This is a genomic window from Nonomuraea sp. NPDC052116 (assembly GCF_040680035.1).
GTDB lineage: Bacteria > Actinomycetota > Actinomycetes > Streptosporangiales > Streptosporangiaceae > Nonomuraea > Nonomuraea angiospora_A.
In genome coordinates, this window is record NZ_JBFAWA010000041.1 from 70608 (window position 1) to 89965 (window position 19358).

General features: G+C 71.7%; 19 protein-coding genes. 15 read left to right on the forward strand and 4 right to left on the reverse strand.

Annotated features, from left to right (window positions below):
- Entirely contained in the window at positions 1–429 is a 429-nt protein-coding gene (locus tag AB0L65_RS51450) for a DUF3515 family protein (protein ID WP_364262566.1), read from the reverse strand.
- A 13-nt stretch (positions 430–442) separates the two neighbouring features.
- Positions 443–676, reverse strand: coding sequence for an Lrp/AsnC ligand binding domain-containing protein (locus AB0L65_RS51455; RefSeq protein ID WP_106249262.1), 234 nt, complete (start codon positions 674–676; stop codon positions 443–445).
- 47 nt (positions 677–723) lie between these two features.
- On the opposite strand from AB0L65_RS51455, the gene AB0L65_RS51460 reads away from it, so the two are divergent.
- The 3 genes from AB0L65_RS51460 to thiD all read left to right on the forward strand — a co-directional run bounded on the left by AB0L65_RS51460 (position 724) and on the right by thiD (position 4381).
- Positions 724–1689, forward strand: coding sequence for a thiamine-phosphate kinase (locus AB0L65_RS51460; protein WP_364262569.1), 966 nt, complete (start codon positions 724–726; stop codon positions 1687–1689).
- 269 nt (positions 1690–1958) lie between these two features.
- Positions 1959–3569 (forward strand): hypothetical protein, encoded by a 1611-nt coding sequence (locus tag AB0L65_RS51465; RefSeq protein WP_364262572.1) that lies wholly within the window; start codon positions 1959–1961, stop codon positions 3567–3569.
- Positions 3570–3577: 8 nt separating this feature from the next.
- On the forward strand, positions 3578–4381 hold the full coding sequence (gene thiD / locus AB0L65_RS51470) for a bifunctional hydroxymethylpyrimidine kinase/phosphomethylpyrimidine kinase (protein WP_364262575.1): 804 nt from the start codon (positions 3578–3580) through the stop codon (positions 4379–4381).
- 79 nt (positions 4382–4460) lie between these two features.
- Here thiD and rpmB read toward each other — a convergent pair whose 3' ends face one another.
- The gene (rpmB, locus tag AB0L65_RS51475) at positions 4461–4646 is read right to left on the reverse strand and encodes a 50S ribosomal protein L28 (protein WP_043618345.1); all 186 of its coding nucleotides are present in this window, start codon (positions 4644–4646) and stop codon (positions 4461–4463) included.
- A gap of 207 nt (positions 4647–4853) precedes the next feature.
- Here rpmB and AB0L65_RS51480 point away from each other — a divergent pair, with 207 nt between their 5' ends.
- The 8 genes from AB0L65_RS51480 to mutM all read left to right on the forward strand — a co-directional run bounded on the left by AB0L65_RS51480 (position 4854) and on the right by mutM (position 12687).
- Positions 4854–6401, forward strand: a complete 1548-nt coding sequence (locus tag AB0L65_RS51480; protein ID WP_364262578.1) for a DAK2 domain-containing protein — start codon at positions 4854–4856, stop codon at positions 6399–6401.
- A gap of 49 nt (positions 6402–6450) precedes the next feature.
- Positions 6451–8631 carry an ATP-dependent DNA helicase RecG gene (gene recG / locus AB0L65_RS51485; RefSeq protein WP_364262581.1) on the forward strand — a complete coding sequence of 727 codons (2181 nt, stop codon included), beginning with the start codon at positions 6451–6453 and terminating at the stop codon, positions 8629–8631.
- A 376-nt stretch (positions 8632–9007) separates the two neighbouring features.
- A complete protein-coding gene (gene rsmD, locus AB0L65_RS51490) occupies positions 9008–9574 on the forward strand; it encodes a 16S rRNA (guanine(966)-N(2))-methyltransferase RsmD (protein WP_350729731.1) in 567 nt (188 codons plus the stop codon).
- A gap of 14 nt (positions 9575–9588) precedes the next feature.
- Positions 9589–10065: a pantetheine-phosphate adenylyltransferase gene (gene coaD / locus AB0L65_RS51495; RefSeq protein ID WP_364262584.1), complete on the forward strand. Its 477-nt coding sequence runs from the start codon at positions 9589–9591 to the stop codon at positions 10063–10065.
- A gap of 71 nt (positions 10066–10136) precedes the next feature.
- On the forward strand, positions 10137–10688 hold the full coding sequence (locus AB0L65_RS51500; RefSeq protein ID WP_364262587.1) for a YceD family protein: 552 nt from the start codon (positions 10137–10139) through the stop codon (positions 10686–10688).
- 1 nt (position 10689) lies between these two features.
- Positions 10690–10869, forward strand: coding sequence for a 50S ribosomal protein L32 (gene rpmF, locus AB0L65_RS51505; RefSeq protein WP_139632166.1), 180 nt, complete (start codon positions 10690–10692; stop codon positions 10867–10869).
- A gap of 216 nt (positions 10870–11085) precedes the next feature.
- Positions 11086–11805 (forward strand): ribonuclease III, encoded by a 720-nt coding sequence (gene rnc / locus AB0L65_RS51510; RefSeq protein ID WP_363976698.1) that lies wholly within the window; start codon positions 11086–11088, stop codon positions 11803–11805.
- Positions 11806–11841: 36 nt separating this feature from the next.
- A complete protein-coding gene (gene mutM / locus AB0L65_RS51515) occupies positions 11842–12687 on the forward strand; it encodes a bifunctional DNA-formamidopyrimidine glycosylase/DNA-(apurinic or apyrimidinic site) lyase (protein WP_364262590.1) in 846 nt (281 codons plus the stop codon).
- Here the strand turns inward: mutM and AB0L65_RS51520 are convergent.
- Positions 12635–13798 carry an MFS transporter gene (locus tag AB0L65_RS51520; RefSeq protein WP_364262593.1) on the reverse strand — a complete coding sequence of 388 codons (1164 nt, stop codon included), beginning with the start codon at positions 13796–13798 and terminating at the stop codon, positions 12635–12637. The genes mutM and AB0L65_RS51520 overlap by 53 nt on opposite strands.
- A 91-nt stretch (positions 13799–13889) precedes the next feature.
- On the opposite strand from AB0L65_RS51520, the gene AB0L65_RS51525 reads away from it, so the two are divergent.
- The 4 genes from AB0L65_RS51525 to smc all read left to right on the forward strand — a co-directional run bounded on the left by AB0L65_RS51525 (position 13890) and on the right by smc (position 19334).
- Positions 13890–14792 (forward strand): LysR family transcriptional regulator, encoded by a 903-nt coding sequence (locus AB0L65_RS51525; protein WP_364262596.1) that lies wholly within the window; start codon positions 13890–13892, stop codon positions 14790–14792.
- Positions 14793–14803: 11 nt separating this feature from the next.
- Positions 14804–15091, forward strand: a complete 288-nt coding sequence (locus AB0L65_RS51530) for an acylphosphatase (RefSeq protein ID WP_350729740.1) — start codon at positions 14804–14806, stop codon at positions 15089–15091.
- 191 nt (positions 15092–15282) lie between these two features.
- Entirely contained in the window at positions 15283–15477 is a 195-nt protein-coding gene (locus tag AB0L65_RS51535) for a hypothetical protein (RefSeq protein ID WP_090938435.1), read from the forward strand.
- Between the two features lie 176 nt (positions 15478–15653).
- Positions 15654–19334 (forward strand): chromosome segregation protein SMC, encoded by a 3681-nt coding sequence (smc, locus tag AB0L65_RS51540; protein WP_364262599.1) that lies wholly within the window; start codon positions 15654–15656, stop codon positions 19332–19334.
- The last annotated feature ends 24 nt before the right edge of the window (positions 19335–19358 follow it).

Here is a 19358-nt window from a genome sequence, read left to right on the forward strand (position 1 = left end):
TCACTGGGACGGGGGCGAGACCTGGGCGATCGGCTTCGACAGGTCCGCCAGCACCTCGGCGGCCACGTGCTCGCCGCCGACCGTGACCTCCACGTAGGCCGCGTCCGTGACCGCGGTGAACAACGTGGGCCTGTCGGGGTCGGCGAACCAGCCCACCCCGCCGATCTCCTGGAGCTGGTCGGTGGGTGCCATCCTGGCCGGCCTGGGCACGCCGCAGCGCAGCGCGATGACCCCGTCGCCCCAGACGGCCACGTACGGCGACTCGGGCGTGGACGTGCCACGCCGGTCGCCGTCGAGCGTCTGGGGCAGCAGCGTCGCCAGCTTCCCGCAGGCCGTCACCGCCTCGCCCGTCGGCTCGGGCGGCTCGACCTGTACGGTGCCGCCGCAACCGGCGAGCGCGAGGAGAACGAGCAGGGCGGCGGCACGCATGCGACGACTACCTTTAAATGTGGACGATCGGACACGTAAGAGTACGCGTGATCCCTTCCACCGCCTGAATCTGTGCCACCACGAGCTTGCCCAGCTCGTCGACGTTGTTGGCCTCCGCGCGCACGATCACGTCGTAGGGCCCCGTCACGTCTTCCGCCTGAGTGACCCCGGGAATCCCGGAAATCTCGCGAGCCACGGCAGCGGCCTTGCCGACCTCGGTCTGGATAAGGATGTAGGCCTGCACCATCACGTCCTCCCGGGCGATTGGATCACGCCGAAGGGCCACCGTACCCTGTGTGCGTCAGGAGGTGCGTCATCACAGTCGGAGATCTCGGCGAATTCGGAGTGATAAATCGGATTACTGGTCGTCTGCCCCAGGGTGCGGCGGTAATGCTCGGTCCGGGGGACGACGCCGCCGTGGTCAGCGCGCCTGACGGCCGGGTCGTGGTCTCAACGGATTTGCTGATCGAGGGTAGACATTTTCGGCGGGATTGGTCCAGCGGTTACGACGTGGGTCGTAAGGCCGCCGCCCAGAACCTCGCCGACGTGGCCGCCATGGGCGCCGTGCCGACGTCCCTCGTGGTCGGGCTGGGCATGCCCGCCGACCTGCCGCTGGTGTGGCTCGACGGGCTGACGGACGGGTTCCGCGACGAGTGCGCGGTGGTCGGGGCGAGCGTCGCCGGGGGCGACATCACGCGGTGCGACCTGGTGGTCATCGGCGTGACCGCGCTGGGCGACCTGGGCGGGCGGGCTCCCGTGACGCGCTCCGGCGCCCGGCCCGGGCAGGTCGTGGCGGTGACCGGGCGGCTGGGGTACGCCGCCGCCGGATGGGCGCTGCTGGAGGCGGGCGTGCCGGAGAACCCCGTCCTGGAGGAGGTCGTGGTCGCGCATCGGCGACCCAGCCCTCCGTACGCGATGGGGCCGGGGGCGGCCGAGCTGGGCGCGAGCGCGATGCTGGACGTCAGCGACGGGCTGCTGCAGGACCTCGGCCACGTCGCCGAGGCCAGCGGCGTGCGCATCGAGCTGGATCCGCGGGCCTTCACCGTGGGGGAGCCGGTGGCGGTCGCGGCCAAGGAACTCGGGGTCGACCCGCTGGAGTGGGTGCTCACGGGTGGTGAGGATCACGCGCTCGCGGCGGTCTTCCCCGCAGAGGTGAGTTTGCCGCCGTCGTGGCAGGTCGTGGGCCGAGTGGCCGAGGGTGAAGGTGCGCTGGTTCATGGGCGCGAGATCGGCCGGCGCGGATGGGATCACTTTCGGTGATGACTTGTCCCGATTTGAGTGACAATTTCCGGATTTGTGGTGGGACTCCGGGGATTGCTGTGACAACGGTGTCGCAAAGGTGTTATGAAGATTGGCGGCCACTGTAACCGCGAGAAAGGGCAGCCATGGGCCGCCACGGCACAGGTGGATCCGACGACGGGGATGAACGGGGGAACAACAGCGCATTCTGGGGTCCTGACGAGCAGGCCGAGGCGCCCGGCTGGCCTTCGCTGCCGGACGAACCCGAGGTGACGGGCCAGTGGGCTCCCATGCCGCGGCGCACTGACGGACCGCCTCCGCGCGGACCGCAGTCCGAGCCGTTCGAGACCACCGGTGCCTTCGCGCTGCCCAACAACTCCGACGGCGGCTTCCCCCCGGCCAACGAACCCGTGCATGGCTTCCCGCCGCCGGGTCCTGGGGAGGCCGGGCCGTTCGAGACGACGGGCGCCTTCGCCCGGCCGCCGGAGTGGGGCCCGCCGGGCGACCGCCCTTTTGACGCTCCCGGTCCCTTCGACGGGCCCATGGAGCGTACGGCCTTCTTCGACGGCCCCGACAATCCGGGCGCGCCCGCCGGGCGGGGCCCTTTCGACGCGGCGGCTCCCATGGAGGGGCCCGCCGAGCGTACGGCCTTCTTCGGCGGCCCGGACGCGCCGCCCGGCCCTGGAGGTCCGGGCCAGGGCGGTCGAGGCCCCTTTGAGGCGCCTGGCCCCTTTGACGGGCCCATGGAGCGTACGGCCTTCTTCGACGGCCCCGACGTGCCGGGTGGCGCCTTCGGCGGACCACCTCCCGGCGACCGGCCCGGGCCGTTCGACGGGCCGTTCGATGGGCCCGGTGACCGTACCGGCGCGGTGCCCATGTCGGCCGGCCCGCCCGAGCCCGGGGACGTCAAGGTGGCCGGGGAGCCCACGGCCGTGCAGGCGCCCGCCTGGGCGAACGCCGAGACCGGCTTCCTCGCCTCCGACTGGGCGGCCGACCCCGGCCTCGACGGGCCGTCCGAGCCCAAGGGCCGCCGCGGGCGCCGTAAGGGCGGACGCGGCGGCGGTGACGACGTGCTCACCGCGCCCCCGTCGTCGGGTGGCGGCAAGGGCAAGGTCGCGCTGCTGTCGGTCGCGGCGGTCGCCGTCGTGCTCGGCGGCACCGTGGCGGGCGTCAAGTTCATGAGCTCGTCGGGGACGCCCGACAAGTGCGCGGGCGCGACCTGCGCCGCCGTCCAGGCGACGAACAACCAGCCGGGTCCCGCGGCCTCCCAGCCGACCGAGGAGGAGACCACGCCGGAGGAGGAGCCGTCCGAGGAGGAGTCGGCGGACGAGCCGACGACGTCCAAGACCCCGGCGCCGACGGCCTCGTACAGCGCCCGTACACCCCCGCGCCGCACCGCCTCCGCGACGCCGACGCCCACCAAGACCAAGGTGAAGACGTCCGCGAAGCCGACGAAGGAGCCGACGCCGCCCGTCGAGGAGCTCGCCACCGAGACGCCGACCGAGGAGCCTTCGACGCTGGACGACTCCGACACCGGCGGGGGGACCAGCGGCGGCAGCACCCCGCTCCCGACCAGCACGAACACGTTCGGGTCCGGCCAGGGTGGCGCGATGAACATCAAGCAGACCATCAAGCAGCAGGTGCTCAGCTACCAGGCCGACATGACGCTCTCGAACACCTCTCGGGAGACGCTGGAGAACCCGACGGTCTCCGTCCCGGTCGAGGGCAGGGTCATGGCCGTGACCGGCGCCCAATGGACGCAGGACGGCGATCTGCTGATCCTCGACCTGTCGGCGTCGCTGTCGGCCGGTGACTCGGTGAACGTCTCGTTCACCGCCACGGGCGAGGGCCAGAAGGCCGCCAACTGCGGGCTGGTCAGCGGGGACTGCGCCATCAGCTGAGTGGTTGGATGGGGGACATGACGGTTTCGACCCCTCCACGCGTGCTGACCGTCGCCGGCTCCGACTCCGGGGGCGGCGCGGGCATCCAGGCCGACCTGAAGACCATGCTGGCCATGGGCGTCCACGGCATGAGCGTCATCGCCGCGGTGACGGCTCAGAACTCCCTGGGCGTCCAGGGCTACTGGGAGCTGCCGCCCGAGGCCGTACGAGCGCAGCTCGACTCGGTCCTGGGCGACATCGGCGCCCAGGCGGTGAAGACCGGCATGCTGGCCTCCCCCGCGCTGGTCGAGGTCGTGGCCGACGCGCTCGGCTCGTACGACGCGCCGGTGATCGTGGACCCCGTGGGGGTGTCGAAGCACGGCGACTCGCTGCTCGCGCCCGAGGCCGTCGACACGCTGCGGACGCGGCTGCTGCCCGTGGCCACCGTGGTGACGCCGAACCTGTGGGAGGTGGAGCAGCTCACCTCCGTCAAGGTGGAGGACGAGGGCGGGCTGCGGGCGGCGGCCGAGGCCGTTCTGGAGCTCGGGCCCAGGTGGGCGCTGATCAAGGGCGGCCATCTGCCGGGCGCGCCCGTGGACCTGCTCACGGACGGCACGGCCGAATACCGCTTCGCCGCCGAGCGCCTCGACAACCGTCACACCCACGGCACGGGCTGCACGCTGGCCTCGGCGATCGCCTCCCGGCTCGCGCTGGGCGACGACGTGCCGGAGGCGGTGGGGAAGGCGAAGGAGTACGTGACGGGCGCGATCGCGCGCGGTTTCCCCCTGGGAAGCGGCATCGGCCCGGTGGACCACGCCTGGCGCTGGCGCTGACGCCCGGGCCTCAGAGGCCGGAAAACACGTAAGCCCGCGGCTCCCTCGGGAGCTACGGGCTTACGTGAAAGTGTGGGACCTAGCGGGTGACCTTGCCCGCCTTGATGCACGAGGTGCACACGTTGAGCTTCTTCGGCGTGCCGCCGACGACCGCGCGGACCGTCTGGATGTTGGGGTTCCAACGACGACGGGTACGGCGGTGGGAGTGGGACACGTTGTTGCCGAAGGTCGGGCCCTTGCGGCAGACATCGCAGACGGAAGCCACGGTTCGCTCCTTAAAACAGTCGATGTAGCCCTGTCCGCTGATGCTTTCCGGGCGGAGGGCATGCCGGGACAACCGGCCAGCCAGACGAGAATATCCGATCCACACCGATGGGCGCGAACTGGAACGCTGGACCGGTGGTCCGGCGGCGATATTCTCCATCGACAACCGTAGCGCATCCGGGCCACGCCGGGAGCCGGGAGGGTGCAGATGAAGATCCTCGACCCGCCGGCGGTGCGCCGCTGGGCCCGCCTGGCCGCCGACGCGCTCGGCCGGGCCAGGACCGAGATCGACGCGCTGAACGTGTTCCCCGTGGCCGACGGCGACACCGGCACCAACCTGCACCTGACCATGCTGTCCGCGGCCGAGGCCGTCGAGTCGCTGCCCGACGACGTGGACGCGGCCGTGGTGTGGCAGACGCTCTCGTACGGCGCGCTCGTCGGGGCCCGCGGCAACTCCGGCGTGATCGTCAGCCAGGCGTTACGCGGCCTCGCCGAGGTGCTGAAGGACGGCTCCGACCTGCGGGCCGGTCTGCTCAGGGCCGCCGTGCTGGCCAGGGAGGCGGTGGCCAGGCCGGTGGAGGGCACGGTGCTGAGCGTGCTGGAGTCGGCCGCGCGAGCCGTACAGGACGTGGACGGGGGCGATCTGCGGGTGGTGGCGCGGCAGGCGGCGGGTGAGGCCCGCGCCGCGCTGCGCCGTACGCCTTCCCAGCTGGACGTGCTGGCCCGCAGCGGCGTCGTGGACGCGGGCGGCGCGGGCGCGGCGATCGTGCTGGAGACCCTGGCCTCCGTGATCACCGACTCCTACAGCGATCACTACGACGTGCCCGCGCCGACCTCGCGCGTCGCGCCGATGGCCGAGGTGGGGGCGGGGTACGAGGTGATGTACCTGCTGGACGCCGACGACGCCGCGGTGGCCGCGCTGCGCGAGGAGCTCGACGCCATGGGCGACTCGCTGGTCGTGGTCGGCGGCGGCGGGCTGTGGAACGTGCACGTCCACGTGGCCGAGGCCGGTCCCGCCGTGGAGGCCGGGCTGCGGGCCGGGCGGCCGCACCGGATCAGGATCACGTACCTGGCCGAACGCACCCACCGCGGCAGCGCGGGCCGGGGCGTCGTGGCGGTGGCCGCGGGGGACGGGATCGCGGCGCTGTTCGAGGAGTGCGGCGCGGTCGTGGTACGCCGGGAGCCCGGCACCCGGCCCAGCCTGCCCGCCATGCTGGCCGCGATCAGGCAGGCGGGCGGCGAGGTCGCGGTCCTGCCGAACGACGAGGGCGTCAGGTCGGTCGCCGCCGCGGCCGCGGAGATCGCCCGCGAGGACGGGGCCGTGGTCAGCGTGCTGCCGACGAAGGCGACCGTGCAGGGGCTGGCGGCGCTGGCCGTACACGATCCGCTGCGCCGTTTCGACGACGACGTGGTGGCGATGACGGACGCGGCCGGGCACACGCGGTACGGACACGTGACGGTGGCGGACCGCGAGGCGATGACCAGCGCGGGCCTGTGCCGTCCCGGGGACGTGCTCGGCATGATCGACGGGGACGTCGCGGTGATCGGCGGCTCGCTCGACCGCGTGGCCACCGTGGTCGTGGACCGGATGGTGGCCGGCGGCGGCGAGCTGGTGACCTTGGTCACGGGCGCGCAGGCGCCGCCGGGGCTCGCCGCGCGGCTGGAGGAGCAGTTGCGCGGTACGCGGCCCGACGTGGATCTGGTCGTGTACGACGGCGAGCAGGGCGGCTATCCGCTCCTGATCGGCGTGGAGTGACACCGATGAACGGGATTCCTGTCGGGCCGACGCGGTAGAACTTAATGCCGTGAGCCGTTTCGACGAGCCTCTGACGAAGGCGCTCGACCCGAAGACCGCCAAGTTGCTGCACAGCGTGCTCGACCTGGAGACGGTCGGCGACCTGCTGCGCCACTATCCCCGGCGTTACGCCGAGCGCGGCGAGCTGACCACGCTCGACGCGCTGGAGGTCGACGAGCACGTCACCGTGGTCGGCGAGGTGACCAGGCTCATGCGCAAGCCCATGCGCAACCGCGGCGGCACCTGGCTGGAGGTCGAGGTCGTCGACGGCAACGGCAACAGGCTCTACCTGTCGTTCTTCGGCAAGGGCTCCCACGTGGCCGAGTCGCGGCTCAAGCCCGGGCAGCGGGGCATGTTCGCGGGCAAGGTGGGGCTGTTCGGGGCGCGGTCGAAGCCGCGCTGGCAGCTCGCGCACCCGGAGTTCGAGCTGTTCGAGGAGGGCGAGGCGAACGCGGAGGAGTTCGCGGCGGCGCCGGTGCCGATCTATCCCGCGGGCAAGGACGTCACGCCGTGGGCGATCAGGCGCGCGGTCGGCGTCGTGCTCGACACGCTGGGCCCGCTCGACGACCCGCTGCCCGCCGAGCTGCGGGCCCGCCACGGGCTGCAGGATCTGGGCGAGGCGCTGGTGGGCATCCACCGGCCGAAGGACTTCGCCGAGATGGGGCGGGCGCGCAAGCGGCTGAAGTTCGACGAGGCGTTCGTGCTGCAGGCCGTGCTGCTGCGGCGGCGCCGGGCCGCCACCGCGCTGCCCGCCAAGCCCAGGCCCAGGCGCGGCGACGGCCTGCTGACCGACTTCGACGGGCGGCTGCCGTTCTCGCTGACGGAGGGGCAGGCGCAGGTCGGCGAGGAGATCGCCGCCGACCTCGCGCTCGAGCACCCGATGCACCGGCTGCTGCAGGGAGAGGTCGGCGCGGGCAAGACGGTGGTGGCGCTGCGGGCGATGCTCCAGGTGGTCGACGCGGGCGGCCAGGCGGCGCTGCTGGCCCCCACGGAGGTGCTGGCCCAGCAGCACCATCGCTCGATCACCGGCATGCTCGGGGATCTGGCGCAGGGGGGCATGTTCGGGGGCACGTCGGTCACGCTGCTGACCGGCTCCATGGGCGCCGCCGCCCGCCGCGCGGCCCTGCTGGACGCGGCCTCCGGCACGGCGGGGATCGTCGTGGGCACGCACGCGCTGCTGCAGGAGCACGTGCAGTTCGCCGACCTGGGGCTGGTCGTGGTGGACGAGCAGCACCGGTTCGGGGTGGAGCAGCGCGACGCCCTGCGCGAGAAGGCGGCCGGCGGCCGTCCGCACGTGCTGGTCATGACGGCCACGCCGATCCCGCGCACGGTCGCCATGACCGTCTTCGGCGACCTGGAGATCTCGACGCTGTCCCAGCTCCCGTCGGGCCGCGCCCCCATCACCACGCACGTCGTCCCGGCCGCCGAGAAGCCCCACTACCTCGAACGCACCTGGCAGCGGGTGCGGGAGGAGGTGGCGCTGGGGCGGCAGGCGTACATCGTGTGCCCGCGCATCGGCGACCTGGAGGGCGACGAGGGCGACCTGGCGGCCGCTGCGAGCGGCGACGACGACCGCCGGCCGCCGCTGGCGGTCCTCGACGTGGCCGAGCTCCTGAAGAGCGGCCCCTTCCACGACCTGCGGGTCGGCACGCTCCACGGCAAGCTCCCGCCGGAGGAGAAGGACGCGATCATGCGCTCCTTCACGCGGGGCGAGCTCGACGTCCTGGTGGCCACCACCGTCATCGAGGTCGGGGTCGACGTCCCCAACTCCTCCGTCATGATCATCATGGACGCCGACCGCTTCGGCGTCTCCCAGCTCCACCAGCTCCGCGGCCGCGTCGGCCGCGGCGGCCTCCCGGGGCTGTGCCTCCTGGTCTCCGACTTCTCCGAGGGCACGCCCGCCCGCGCCCGCCTCGACGCGGTCGCCACCACCCTGGACGGCTTCGAGCTGTCGCGCGTGGACCTGGAGCAACGGCGGGAGGGCGACGTCCTGGGGGCGGCGCAGTCGGGCAAGCGGTCGTCGCTGAAGCTGCTGCAGCTCCTGCGGGACGAGGACGTGATCGCCACGGCCCGCGACGAGGCCGCCGCCCTTCTGGAGGAGGACCCGGACCTGACGGCGTACGAGGGGTTGCGGGCGGAGATCGCCCGGCTGCTGGCGGACGAACGCGCGGAGTACTTGGAGAAAACCTGACCCCTATGGCCGTGGCCGCCTGAGCAACCCCCGGGCGGGGGCAGCGTGTGCCGCTCACGGCCGTGCCGGTGCGGCGGGGTGGCGTGGGGTGCTTCGGTGGCGCGGTGGGCGGCCTGCCGGCAGTGGAAAAGCCCAGCCGCGGGGACGGCCTCCCCCCGAATGCCGTCCCCGGCTGGGCCCACCCTCGGGTCAGGTGCCGAGGGAACCGGCGTGCGGAAGGGCTCACGATCACGCCGGTCGGCCTTCATGTGGGTCACCTTGAAGGCCGCAGAACTCATCATGCGGGCCCGTCGCGCCGATGTGAATCACCCTTGCGCACTCGAGGCAGACACTTGTCCACTCTTGACCTGCGCGAACATGCGGAACAATGGGTCACATGACGCGGATCATCGCAGGCAGCGCAGGTGGCAGGCGGTTGGCGGTGCCGCCGGGGCGGGGGACGAGACCGACCAGCGACAGGGCCAGAGAAGGGATCTTCTTGACGCTCGACTCCCTGTACGGCCTCACCGGCGCCCGCCTGCTCGACCTGTACGCCGGGTCCGGCGCGATCGGCCTGGAGGCGCTGTCCAGGGGCGCCAAGGAGGCCGTGCTGGTGGAGTCGGACCCCAAGGCCGTGCGGACGATCAAGGCGAACGTCCAGTCGCTCGGCCTCGACGGCGCCAGGGTGATCGCGGACAAGGTCGAGCGCGTGCTCGGCAACCCGCCCGCCGAGCCGTACGACATCGTCTTCGCCGACCCGCCCTACGCCGTGTCCGACGAGGAGGTCCGGCGGACGCTGGAGTCGCTGCGCGACAACGGCTGGCTGTTGGATGAGGCTTTGGTGGCATTCGAGAGGGAAAGCAGGGGAAAGGCACTGATGTGGCCGGAAGGCTACGTTGAGGAGAGGGTCCGTCGTTATGGCGAAGCATCCGTTTGGTACGGTCGCGCCGCCGGGAACCCGTAGACCTGGGAGGCGTCTTGCGCCGCGTAGTCTGCCCGGGGTCGTTCGACCCCATCACCAATGGCCACCTCGACATCATCGGCCGGTCCGCCCGGCTCTATGACGAGGTGACCGTGGCAGTCCTCATCAACGTCGAGAAAAGCAGCCTGTTCACGGTGGACGAACGAATTGAGGTCCTGCAGACCGTGACCAAGGAATATCCGAACGTCAAGGTGCGGAAATTCCACGGACTGCTGGTCGACTTCTGCAGGCAGAACGACATCCCCGCCATCGTCAAAGGCATCAGGGTGGTCAGCGACTTCGACTACGAGTTGCAGATGGCGCAGCTCAACTACCGCCTGTCGGGGGTCGAGACGCTGTTCATGCCGACGAACCCCGAATACTCGTTCCTGTCCTCCAGCAGGGTGAAGGAGATCGCCAGGTATGGTGGGGACGTCTCGGGCCTTGTGCCCGATCTCGTGCACAAGCTGCTCATCGAGCGGCTCAGGGGCTGAGCGCGACCTGCTATCCTTTCATTTCGGCCTTGTACGACGGCGATCGTCTCGCCATGCCTAGCGAGAGCAGGATGACTCAGCACCTCGACCCCCGCTCCCCGTGGGTGATCTCAACCCATGACCTGGGAAAGCGGCCGGGCACGATGCGGCAGATGACTCTGACCCTCCCGGCACCGGCGAATCTCGGCGTCGACATGATCGGTGTCCCCAAAGACGCCGAAGTCGAGCTGGACCTCCGGCTCGAAGCAGTGATGGAAGGCGTGCTCGTGTCGGGCACGGCGCAGGCCCCGCTCGCCGGGGAGTGCGCTCGCTGTCTCGACCCCGTCACCTCGGACATCGAGGTTGACCTGCAGGAGCTGTTCTTCTACTCCGACGAGGACGCCTCGGACGAGGATTCGCTGCTCGACGGCGAGCTGCTCGACCTCGAGCCGGCGTTCCGCGACGCGGTGGTGCTCGCACTGCCGTTGAGCCCCGTCTGCCGTGAGGACTGCGAAGGGCTCTGCACGGAGTGTGGGATCAAGCTGGCCGAGGCCGGCGAGGATCACCGGCACGAGAAGGTCGATGCCCGCTGGGCGTCGTTGCAAGGTCTGATTACCGACAAAGATAACGATCAGGAGAAGTGACGTGGCCGTCCCGAAGCGAAAGATGTCGCGGAGTAACACCCGCCACCGTCGCTCCCAGTGGAAGACGACTGCTGTCGCCCTGGTGAGCTGCCCGCAGTGCCGTTCGCCCAAGCAGCCGCACATCGCGTGCCCCACCTGCGGCACCTACAACCGGCGTCAGGTCATCGAGCCTTCCGCCTGATCCGTCAGCAGTTGACGTGATGCCGACCGGGTGCGATGGTGCCTCGGTCGGCGTTACCGTCTCAGATGCGTGCGGCGGCGGTTCGCCCGCGGCCGTGGTGGACGCCGGGGCTACGCGTTACCCCGACGCCCACCACGTTTTCGGGCATCTTCCGCAGTCGCCACACCATGCGAAGATGTCCGAGGAGGAAAGCACGTGGGCACAGGTCCTAAGCCGGTGGCCGTAGAGGTCGCCCGAGACGAGCTGGAGCGGGTCCTGGCGGTCGGCCTCGACTCCGACATCCTGGAGCGGGCGCTGACGCACCGCTCCTACGCGTACGAGAACGGCGGCCTGCCCACCAACGAGCGCCTGGAGTTCCTGGGCGACTCGGTGCTGGGCCTGGTGGTCACCGACACCCTCTACCGCAACCACCCCGACCTCCCCGAGGGCCAGCTGGCGAAGCTGCGCGCCGCGGTGGTCAACATGCGCGCGCTGGCCGACGTGGCCCGCAACCTGGGCCTGGGCCGGTTCCTGCGGCTCGGCAGGGGCGAGGAGGGCACCGGCGGGCGCGACAAGTCGTCCATCCTGGCCGACACCCTCGAGGCGCTGATCGGCGCGATCTACGTCGACAAGGGGCTCGACGAGGCGTTCCGGGTGGTGCATCTGCTGTTCGACCCGCTGATCGTCCGTTCGGCCTCGCTCGGCGCCGGGCTCGACTGGAAGACCTCCTTGCAGGAGCTGACGGCCTCCGAGGCGCTCGGCGTGCCTGAGTACCACGTCGAGGAGAGCGGCCCCGACCACGCCAAGTCGTTCACGGCGATGGTGCGGGTCGGCGGTGAGTCGTACGGTTCGGGCACCGGGCGCAGCAAGAAGGAGGCCGAGCAGCAGGCGGCCGAGGCGGCCTGGACCCGGATCAGGGCCCGGCGCGAGCAGCGCGAGAGCCAGCCCGCGGGCTGAACGCCCGCCCGGGCGAGCCACACGAAAGGGTCTGAGGTGCCTGAGCTACCGGAGGTCGAGGTCGTCAGGCGCGGCCTCGCGCAGTGGGTCACCGGGCGCGAGATCGCCTCGGCGGAGGTGCTGCATCCCCGCGCCATCAGGCGGCACGCGCCAGGAGCCGACGAGTTCGCCGCGCGCCTCAAGGGCCGCGCGGTGCTGTCCGCCGAGCGGCGCGGCAAATACCTGTGGCTCCCGCTGTCGGGCGCCGAGGAGGCCCTCCTGGCCCACCTGGGGATGAGCGGCCAGCTGCTGGTCGTCGAGCCCGACTCGCCGCCGGAGAAGCACCTGCGGGTACGCCTCCGCTTCGAGGACGGCGGCCCCGACCTGCGCTTCGTCGACCAGCGGACCTTCGGTCACGTCATGCTGACCGGCCTGTCCGAGGGTGTCCCCGAGCCGATCGCCCACATCGCCCCCGACCCGTTCGAGCCGGTGTTCGACGACGCGGAGTTCGCCGGCAGGCTCAGGGCCAGGCACACGGAGATCAAGCGCGCGCTGCTCGACCAGTCGCTGATCAGCGGTGTCGGCAACATCTACGCCGACGAGGCCCTGTGGATCGCCCGCCTGCACGGGGCCCGGCAGACGCAGACGCTCACGCGTCCCAAGATCGCCGAGCTGCTGGCCGGGGTCCGCGCCGTCATGTCCTCCGCGCTGCAGCAGGGCGGCACCTCGTTCGACAGCCTGTACGTCAACGTCAACGGCGAGAGCGGCTACTTCGAGCGCTCGCTGGAGGTCTACGGCCGGCGCGACCTGCCCTGCTCCCGCTGCGGCACCGCGATCAGGCGCGAGTCGTTCATGAACCGCTCGTCCTACTCCTGCCCCAGATGCCAGCGACGGCCGCGGTGAGAACGGCGAGCCCGGAGCCCAGCCACATCACCGCGGAGATCGAGACGCCGTCCACCACCCGGCCGCCGGCGAACGCGCCGAGTGCGATGGAGACGTTGAAGGCGCCGACGAAGAGCGCCGTGCCGAGCTCCCCGCCGCCCGCGCGCATGATCCACAGCTGCAGGGTCACCCCGACGCCTCCGTAACCGAAGCCCCACACCAGCAGCACGACCAGCGGCAGGCCGATCGAGGCCAGGGCCGCCGTGGCGAGCGCGATGAGGGCGGCCAGAGCGATCAGGACCGGCTTGGGGTTCCTGGCCGCCCATGCCCCGGCGGCGAAGTTGCCCGCCACGCCCGCGGCGCCGTACAGGAGCAGGAGCGTGCTGACGAGGGCAGGGCCGGCGTTCGAGACCTGCTCCAGGAACGGCCGGACGTAGGTGTAGGCCGCGAAGTGGCCGGACACGACGAGCACGGTCAGGACGAGGACGGTCTTGAGCGGCCCCGAGAGCCATCCGCGCCGGGATCCCGCGGTCCGGGCAGGGGCCTCACCCGGAAGGGGCGGCAGGGTCGCGTACAGGACGGCGGTCAGGGCCAGCGCCACCACCCCCATCGCGACGAACGCGCTGCGCCACCCCGCGAACGACGACACGAACGTCGCCGCGGGCACCCCCAGCACCGACGCCACGGAGACCCCGGCCAGGATGATCGACGTGGCCCGCCCGACGGACCGTTCCGGCACCAGCCGCGTCCCGAGGCCGGCCGCGAACGCCCAGAACCCGCCGATGCTCACCCCCGTCAGCACCCGGGCGGCCAGGATGACGGGATAGCTCGGCGCGAACGCGCCCACCAGGTTGGCCACCGCCAGCAGCGCCATCAGCCCGATCAAGATCGCCCGCCGGTCCAGCCGGCGGGCGGTGAGCGCCAGCACCGGCGCGGACACGGCCGCGACCAGCCCAGGGGCCGACATCATCAGGCCGGCCGTCCCGTCGGACACCCCAAGGGTGGCGGCGATCGAGGTCAGCAGGCCGACGGGCAGCATCTCGCTGGTCACGACGGTGAAGGTGCCCACCGCCACCGACGACACGGCGAGCCAGCGCGCCCGGATGGCGGGGGAGACATCAGTAGTGGTCATGCCCCTCAGCCTCGGGTCTGGCGGTGGACGGGAACAATGACGAAGTCCGAAGGCTTGGTTTAGGCAGGCTAAGCGATCCGAGGTGATGGGGATGGAGTTCAGGGAGCTGGAGTGCTTCGTGGTGCTCAGCGAGGAGTTGCACTTCGCGCGCACGGCCGAGCGCCTCTACCTGTCGCCCGGCAGGGTGAGCCAGCTCATGCGCTCGCTGGAGACCAGGATCGGCGGCAGGCTCTTCGAGCGCACCAGCCGCAGGGTGCGCCTCACGCCGCTGGGCGAGCGCTTCCTGGCCGACCTGCGCCCCTCCTACGACGGCCTGGCGAACGCGGTGCGCCGGGCCAAGACCGCCGCCCGCGAGGTGACCGGCCGGCTCAGGGTCGGTTTCCTGGCCACGCCCACGGAGGTCGTCACCGGCAGCGTGCGGGCCTTCGAGCGCCGGTATCCGGAATGCGAGGTGGAGCTGGTCGAGATCCCGCTCTCGGACCCCTTCGGCAAGCTGCGGGCCGGGCAGGTGGATCTCACGTTCACGCTACTCCCGGTGAACGAGCCGGACCTGGCGACCGGCGAGGGGCTGAACGAGGTCTCCTACCAACTGGGCGTCTCCACCCGCCATCCGCTGGCCGCCCGCCCCGGCATCGCCGCGGAAGAGCTGGTGAACGTCCCCCTGATCAGCCTGGACGGCCCCGCCCCGCGCGCCTATCGCGAGCGGATCGCACCGTCCGTAACCCCTTCCGGACGTCCGATTCCCCGGGCCGGCACCGTGACGACCAGCCAGGAGGGCCTGACCCAGGTGGCGCTCGACCGGGGTGGCATGCTGTTCTGCACCCCGACGGCGGCCCACCACCGGCGGCCCGACGTGAGCTTCGTCCCCGTCACCGGGCTGAGCCCGTCGATCATGGGCCTGGCCTGGGTGAAGGCGGCCGAGACCGCGGCCGTGCTGGCGTTCGACGAGGCGGCGGTCGGGCACGCACACCGGATGGAGTCCCTTGTGGCCTGACGGGAGATGAAATGCAGGAAAACAATGACAATTCACGGCTGACCGCCTGGGTACGGGGCAGGGTCCAAGGGGTGGGGTTCCGCTGGTGGACCCGGGCGCGCGCACTGGAGCTGGGGCTCGTGGGATGGGCGCGCAACACCGAGGACGGACGGGTGGAGGTGGTCGTGGAGGGCCCGCGCGAGGCGTGCGTCAAGCTGCTGGCGCTGCTCAGAGGTTGCGACACGCCGGGCAGGGTCGATGGAGTAGTGGAACGTTGGAGTGAACCCCGAGGTAGTTTGGGTGGATTTGTGGAGCGGTAGCGACTTCCGTTAAACCGCCCAAATAGGGTATAGTTGTATGTCGGGAGTGCCCATCAGTAGGGCTCAGCGGTTCGTTCGACTTGACCGCCCACACTGCCGGTGCGACTCTTGTTAGGTACCACGCGCACCCCTCCCGCGGAATAAGAAGTGCGCGAACCAGTCTGGTCACTCAGCGTGGAGGACCCTTTACCATGGCGAAGGCTCTACTCGGCCACGTCGGCGGTCCTGACCCTCGGATGGTCTCGGAGATGCGCCGCCTGCAGCAGCGTATCCGGGATCTGGAGGCAGAACTCATCCGACTTCAGGCCACCAATGACGCTCTTGCGGCGCAAACCCGCGATGAGGCACTAAGCCGCATGCAAGAGCGCGAGCCGGCACTCACCTGAGAGTGATCGGAGCGCAAGACCCCAGGGACGTCTCGGAGAGGCGTCCCTTGTTATTTGCGCATATTCGGAAAGCTTCCTTTACGCAGGCCGGGCAGTCGTGGACTGTACCGGCCCGCGTGGGGCAGTGAGGACCAGTAGGCTTTCCGAAGTCCGCATCAGGGAGAAGGGGGTCGCGCTTGTATTTGAAGACCCTCACCCTGCGCGGCTTCAAGTCTTTCGCCTCAGCGACCGCCCTGCGTCTCGAACCGGGCATCACCTGCGTCGTCGGCCCCAACGGCTCGGGAAAGTCCAACGTCGTCGACGCCCTCGCCTGGGTCATGGGCGAGCACAGCGCCAAGTCGCTGCGCGGCGGCAAGATGGAGGACGTCATCTTCGCCGGCACCTCCTCCAGGCCGCCGCTCGGGCGCGCCGAGGTGACGCTGACCATCGACAACACCGACGGCGCGCTGCCGATCGACTACACCGAGGTCACGATCAGCCGGCTGATGTTCAGGTCGGGGCAGAGCGAATACGCGATCAACGGCGACACCTGCCGCCTGCTCGACATCCAGGAGTTGCTGTCCGACTCCGGCATCGGCCGCGAGATGCACGTGATCGTCGGCCAGGGCCAGCTCGACGCCGTCCTGCACGCGGGGCCCGAGGACCGGCGGGCGTTCATCGAAGAGGCCGCGGGCGTGCTCAAGCACCGCAAGCGCAAGGAAAAGGCGCTGCGCAAGCTCGACTCCATGCAGGCCAACCTGACCCGCGTGCAGGACCTCACCACCGAGCTGCGCCGCCAGCTCAAGCCGCTGGGCCGGCAGGCGGAGATCGCCCGTAAGGCCGCCGTCATCCAGGCCGACCTGCGCGACGCCCGGTTGCGGCTGCTGGCCGACGACGTGTGCATCCTGCGTACGACGCTCCAGCGCGAGGCCGCCGACGAGGCCGCGATCACGGCCAGGCGCAACCAGGTCGAGGCCGAGCTGGCCGAGGGCCAGCAGCGCGAGGCGGCCCTGGAGACGGCCGAGGCCGAGACCCAGCCGCGGTTGAGCGCCGCGCAGGAGACGTACTTCCGGCTCTCGTCGCTGCGCGAGCGCATCACCGGCCTGGCGCAGCTCGCCGCCGAGCGCCACCGGCACGCGCTCGACGCCGCCGCCATCGAGCGCCGCGGCCGCGACCCCGAAGACCTCGAGCGCGAGGCCGCCGAGGTGCGCGAGCGGGAGCTGATCCTCGGTGCCGAGCTGGAGCAGGCTCAGGAGCTGCTGGAGGAGGCCGTTCAGCGGCGGGCCGAGGCCGAGGCCGAGCTGAGCGCCGAGGAGCACCGCCTCGCCCTGGCCGCCCGGGCCGCCGCCGACCGCCGCGAGGGGCTGGCCAAGCTGCGCGGCCAGGTCGATTCCGTACGGAGCCGGACGCGGGCCGCCGAGGAGGAGATCGGACGGCTCCAGCAGTCCGTGGCCGACGCGGCCGGGCGCGAGCGGCGGGCCAGGGAGGACCTGGAGGCGCAGCGGCTGGAGGAGCCCGCGGTCGATCCCGCGCTCGCCGAGGAGCTGGCCACGGCGCAGGCGCTGGTGGAGGAGGCCAGGGCGGTCGCCGACGAGGCGCGCGCGGCGGCCGAGGAGGCCAAGGCGGGCCTCGACGCGCCGCGCGCCGCCGTGCAGGCCGCCAAGTCCGGGATGACCACCGCGCGCGCCGCCGACCAGGAGGCCCAGCGATCCGTGGCCGCGCTGATCGCCCGCCGTGACGCCCTGGAGCTGGGGCTCGCCAAGGGCGACGGCGGCGCGGCCCTGCTGGACGCCGACCTGGCCGGGGTGCTGGGGCCGCTGGCCGCCTCGATGCAGGTCACGCCCGGCGCGGAGCCGGCGGTGGCGGCCGTGCTGGGCCCGGTTGCCGAGGCCATCGCGGTCAAGTCCCTCGACACGGCCGTCGAGGCCCTTGACCTGCTGCGCACCCAGGGCTCGGGCCAGGCGACCCTCCTGGTGGGGGCGGACGACGACAGGGCCCGGCGCACCCGTACTGCGGCTCCCGAGGGCGGCCAGTGGGCCGCCGACCTCGTCACGGTCCCCGACCACCTGCGGCCCGCCCTCGACCACGTCCTCGCGGACGTCGTGCTCGTGGCCGACCTCGAAGCCGCCCGCGCGGTCGTCGAGAGCCACCCCGAGCTCAGGGCGGTCACCAAGGCGGGCGACCTGGTGAGCGCGCACCTGGCCAGCGGCGGCTCCGAGGGCGGCACCTCCGTGCTGCAGGTACGGGCCGCGTTCGACGAGGCCGTCAGGGATCTGGAGGAGGCCGAGGGCCGGGCCGAGGAGACGGCCGTCGCCCTCGACCAGGCGGCCGAGCAGGAGCAGGCGGCGCAGGCGGCGCTGGAGGCCGCCCAGGCGAAGGCCAACGAGGCCCAGACCGCCGTCAGCACCGCGCAGGCCGGCGTGAGCGCCGTCCAGGGGACCCTCGACCAGGTCAGGGGCCGCCAGCGGGAGGCCGACCAGCGCACCGCCGCCGCCGCCAAGCGCCTGGCCCAGCTCGAGGCCGCCGCCAACGCCGCCCACGACGAGGCCGAGCGCCTGGCCGTGAGCGTCACCAAGGCGGAGGAGGCCCGCGCCGAGGGGCTGGAGGAGGTGGCCGAGCTGGAGATCCGCCTGGCCGAGGCCGAATACGCCCAGGAGCTGGAGTCCGAGCCCACCACCGACCTCCGCGACGACCTGGCCGGCGCCTGCGAGGTCGCCCGGCAGCGCGAGATGGACACCCGGCTCCAGGTCCGCACCGCCGAGGAGCGGGTCAAGGGCATCGAGGGCCGCGCCGACGGGCTCGTCCGGGCCGCCCAGCGCGAGCGCCAGGACCGCGCCCAGGCCGCGGCCCAGCGCGCCAGGCGCCGCCAGCAGGCCGCCGTGGCGGAGGCCGTCAGCAAGGGCGCCAAGCAGGTGCTCAGGGAGCTCGAGTCCTCCGTCCGGCTCGCGTCGAAAGAGCGCGACGAGGCCGACCTCGCCAGGGTGGCTGTCGACGCCGAGCTCAAGCAGGTGCGCCTGCGCGTCCGCGAGCTCGGCCAGGAGCTGGACAAGCTGGTCAACCGGGTGCACGGCAGCGAGGTCGCCCGCACCGAGCAGCGGCTGCGGCTGGAGCAGATGGAGCAGCGGGCGCTGGAGGAGTTCGGGGTCGAGATCGAGGCCCTGATCTCCGAGTACGGGCCCGAGGTCCCGGTCCCCGGCGACCCGCCCGTGCCGTACGTGCGCGAGGAGCAGGAGAAGCGGGCCAGGGCCGCCGAGCGGCAGATGAACCAGCTCGGCAAGGTCAACCCCCTCGCCCTGGAGGAGTTCGCGGCGCTGGAGGAGCGGCACGCGTTCCTCACCTCCCAGCTGGAGGACCTCAAGAAGACCAGGCGCGACCTGCTGCTCGTGGTCAAGGAGGTCGACGACCGGGTGGAGCAGATGTTCGCCTCGGCGTACGAGGACGTGGCCAGGGAGTTCGAGCAGATCTTCACCAGGGTGTTCCCGGGCGGCGACGGACGGCTGGTGCTGACCGAGCCGGCCGACATGCTGACCACCGGCATCGAGGTCGAGGCGAGGCCGCCGGGCAAGAAGGTCAAGCGGCTGTCGCTGCTGTCGGGCGGGGAGCGCTCGCTGACCGCCGTGGCGTTCCTGATCTCCATCTTCAAGGCGCGGCCCTCGCCGTTCTATGTGATGGACGAGGTCGAGGCGGCGCTCGACGACACGAACACGCAGCGGCTGCTGACGCTTTTCGAGGAGCTGCGGCAGAGCTCGCAGCTGATCGTCATCACCCACAACAAGCGCACGATGGAGATCGCCGACGCGCTCTACGGCGTCTCGATGCGCGGGGACGGCGTGACGCAGGTCGTCAGCCAGCGGCTCCGCGAACGCGAACCGGCCTGACACCTGCTGCTCACCGAGTGGTGG

Bases quoted from the DNA above. Each gene is read 5' to 3' on its own strand.
- AB0L65_RS51450 (WP_364262566.1), bottom strand. From the start codon at position 429: ATGCGTGCCGCCGCCCTGCTCGTTCTCCTCGCGCTCGCCGGTTGCGGC.
- AB0L65_RS51455 (WP_106249262.1), bottom strand. From the start codon at position 676: ATGGTGCAGGCCTACATCCTTATCCAGACCGAGGTCGGCAAGGCCGCT.
- AB0L65_RS51465 (WP_364262572.1), top strand. From the start codon at position 1,959: ATGCCGCGGCGCACTGACGGACCGCCTCCGCGCGGACCGCAGTCCGAG.
- thiD (WP_364262575.1), top strand. From the start codon at position 3,578: ATGGGGGACATGACGGTTTCGACCCCTCCACGCGTGCTGACCGTCGCC.
- AB0L65_RS51480 (WP_364262578.1), top strand. From the start codon at position 4,854: ATGAAGATCCTCGACCCGCCGGCGGTGCGCCGCTGGGCCCGCCTGGCC.
- rsmD (WP_350729731.1), top strand. From the start codon at position 9,008: ATGACGCGGATCATCGCAGGCAGCGCAGGTGGCAGGCGGTTGGCGGTG.
- AB0L65_RS51500 (WP_364262587.1), top strand. From the start codon at position 10,137: ATGACTCAGCACCTCGACCCCCGCTCCCCGTGGGTGATCTCAACCCAT.
- AB0L65_RS51520 (WP_364262593.1), bottom strand. From the start codon at position 13,798: ATGACCACTACTGATGTCTCCCCCGCCATCCGGGCGCGCTGGCTCGCC.
- AB0L65_RS51525 (WP_364262596.1), top strand. From the start codon at position 13,890: ATGGAGTTCAGGGAGCTGGAGTGCTTCGTGGTGCTCAGCGAGGAGTTG.
- AB0L65_RS51530 (WP_350729740.1), top strand. From the start codon at position 14,804: ATGCAGGAAAACAATGACAATTCACGGCTGACCGCCTGGGTACGGGGC.
- AB0L65_RS51535 (WP_090938435.1), top strand. From the start codon at position 15,283: ATGGCGAAGGCTCTACTCGGCCACGTCGGCGGTCCTGACCCTCGGATG.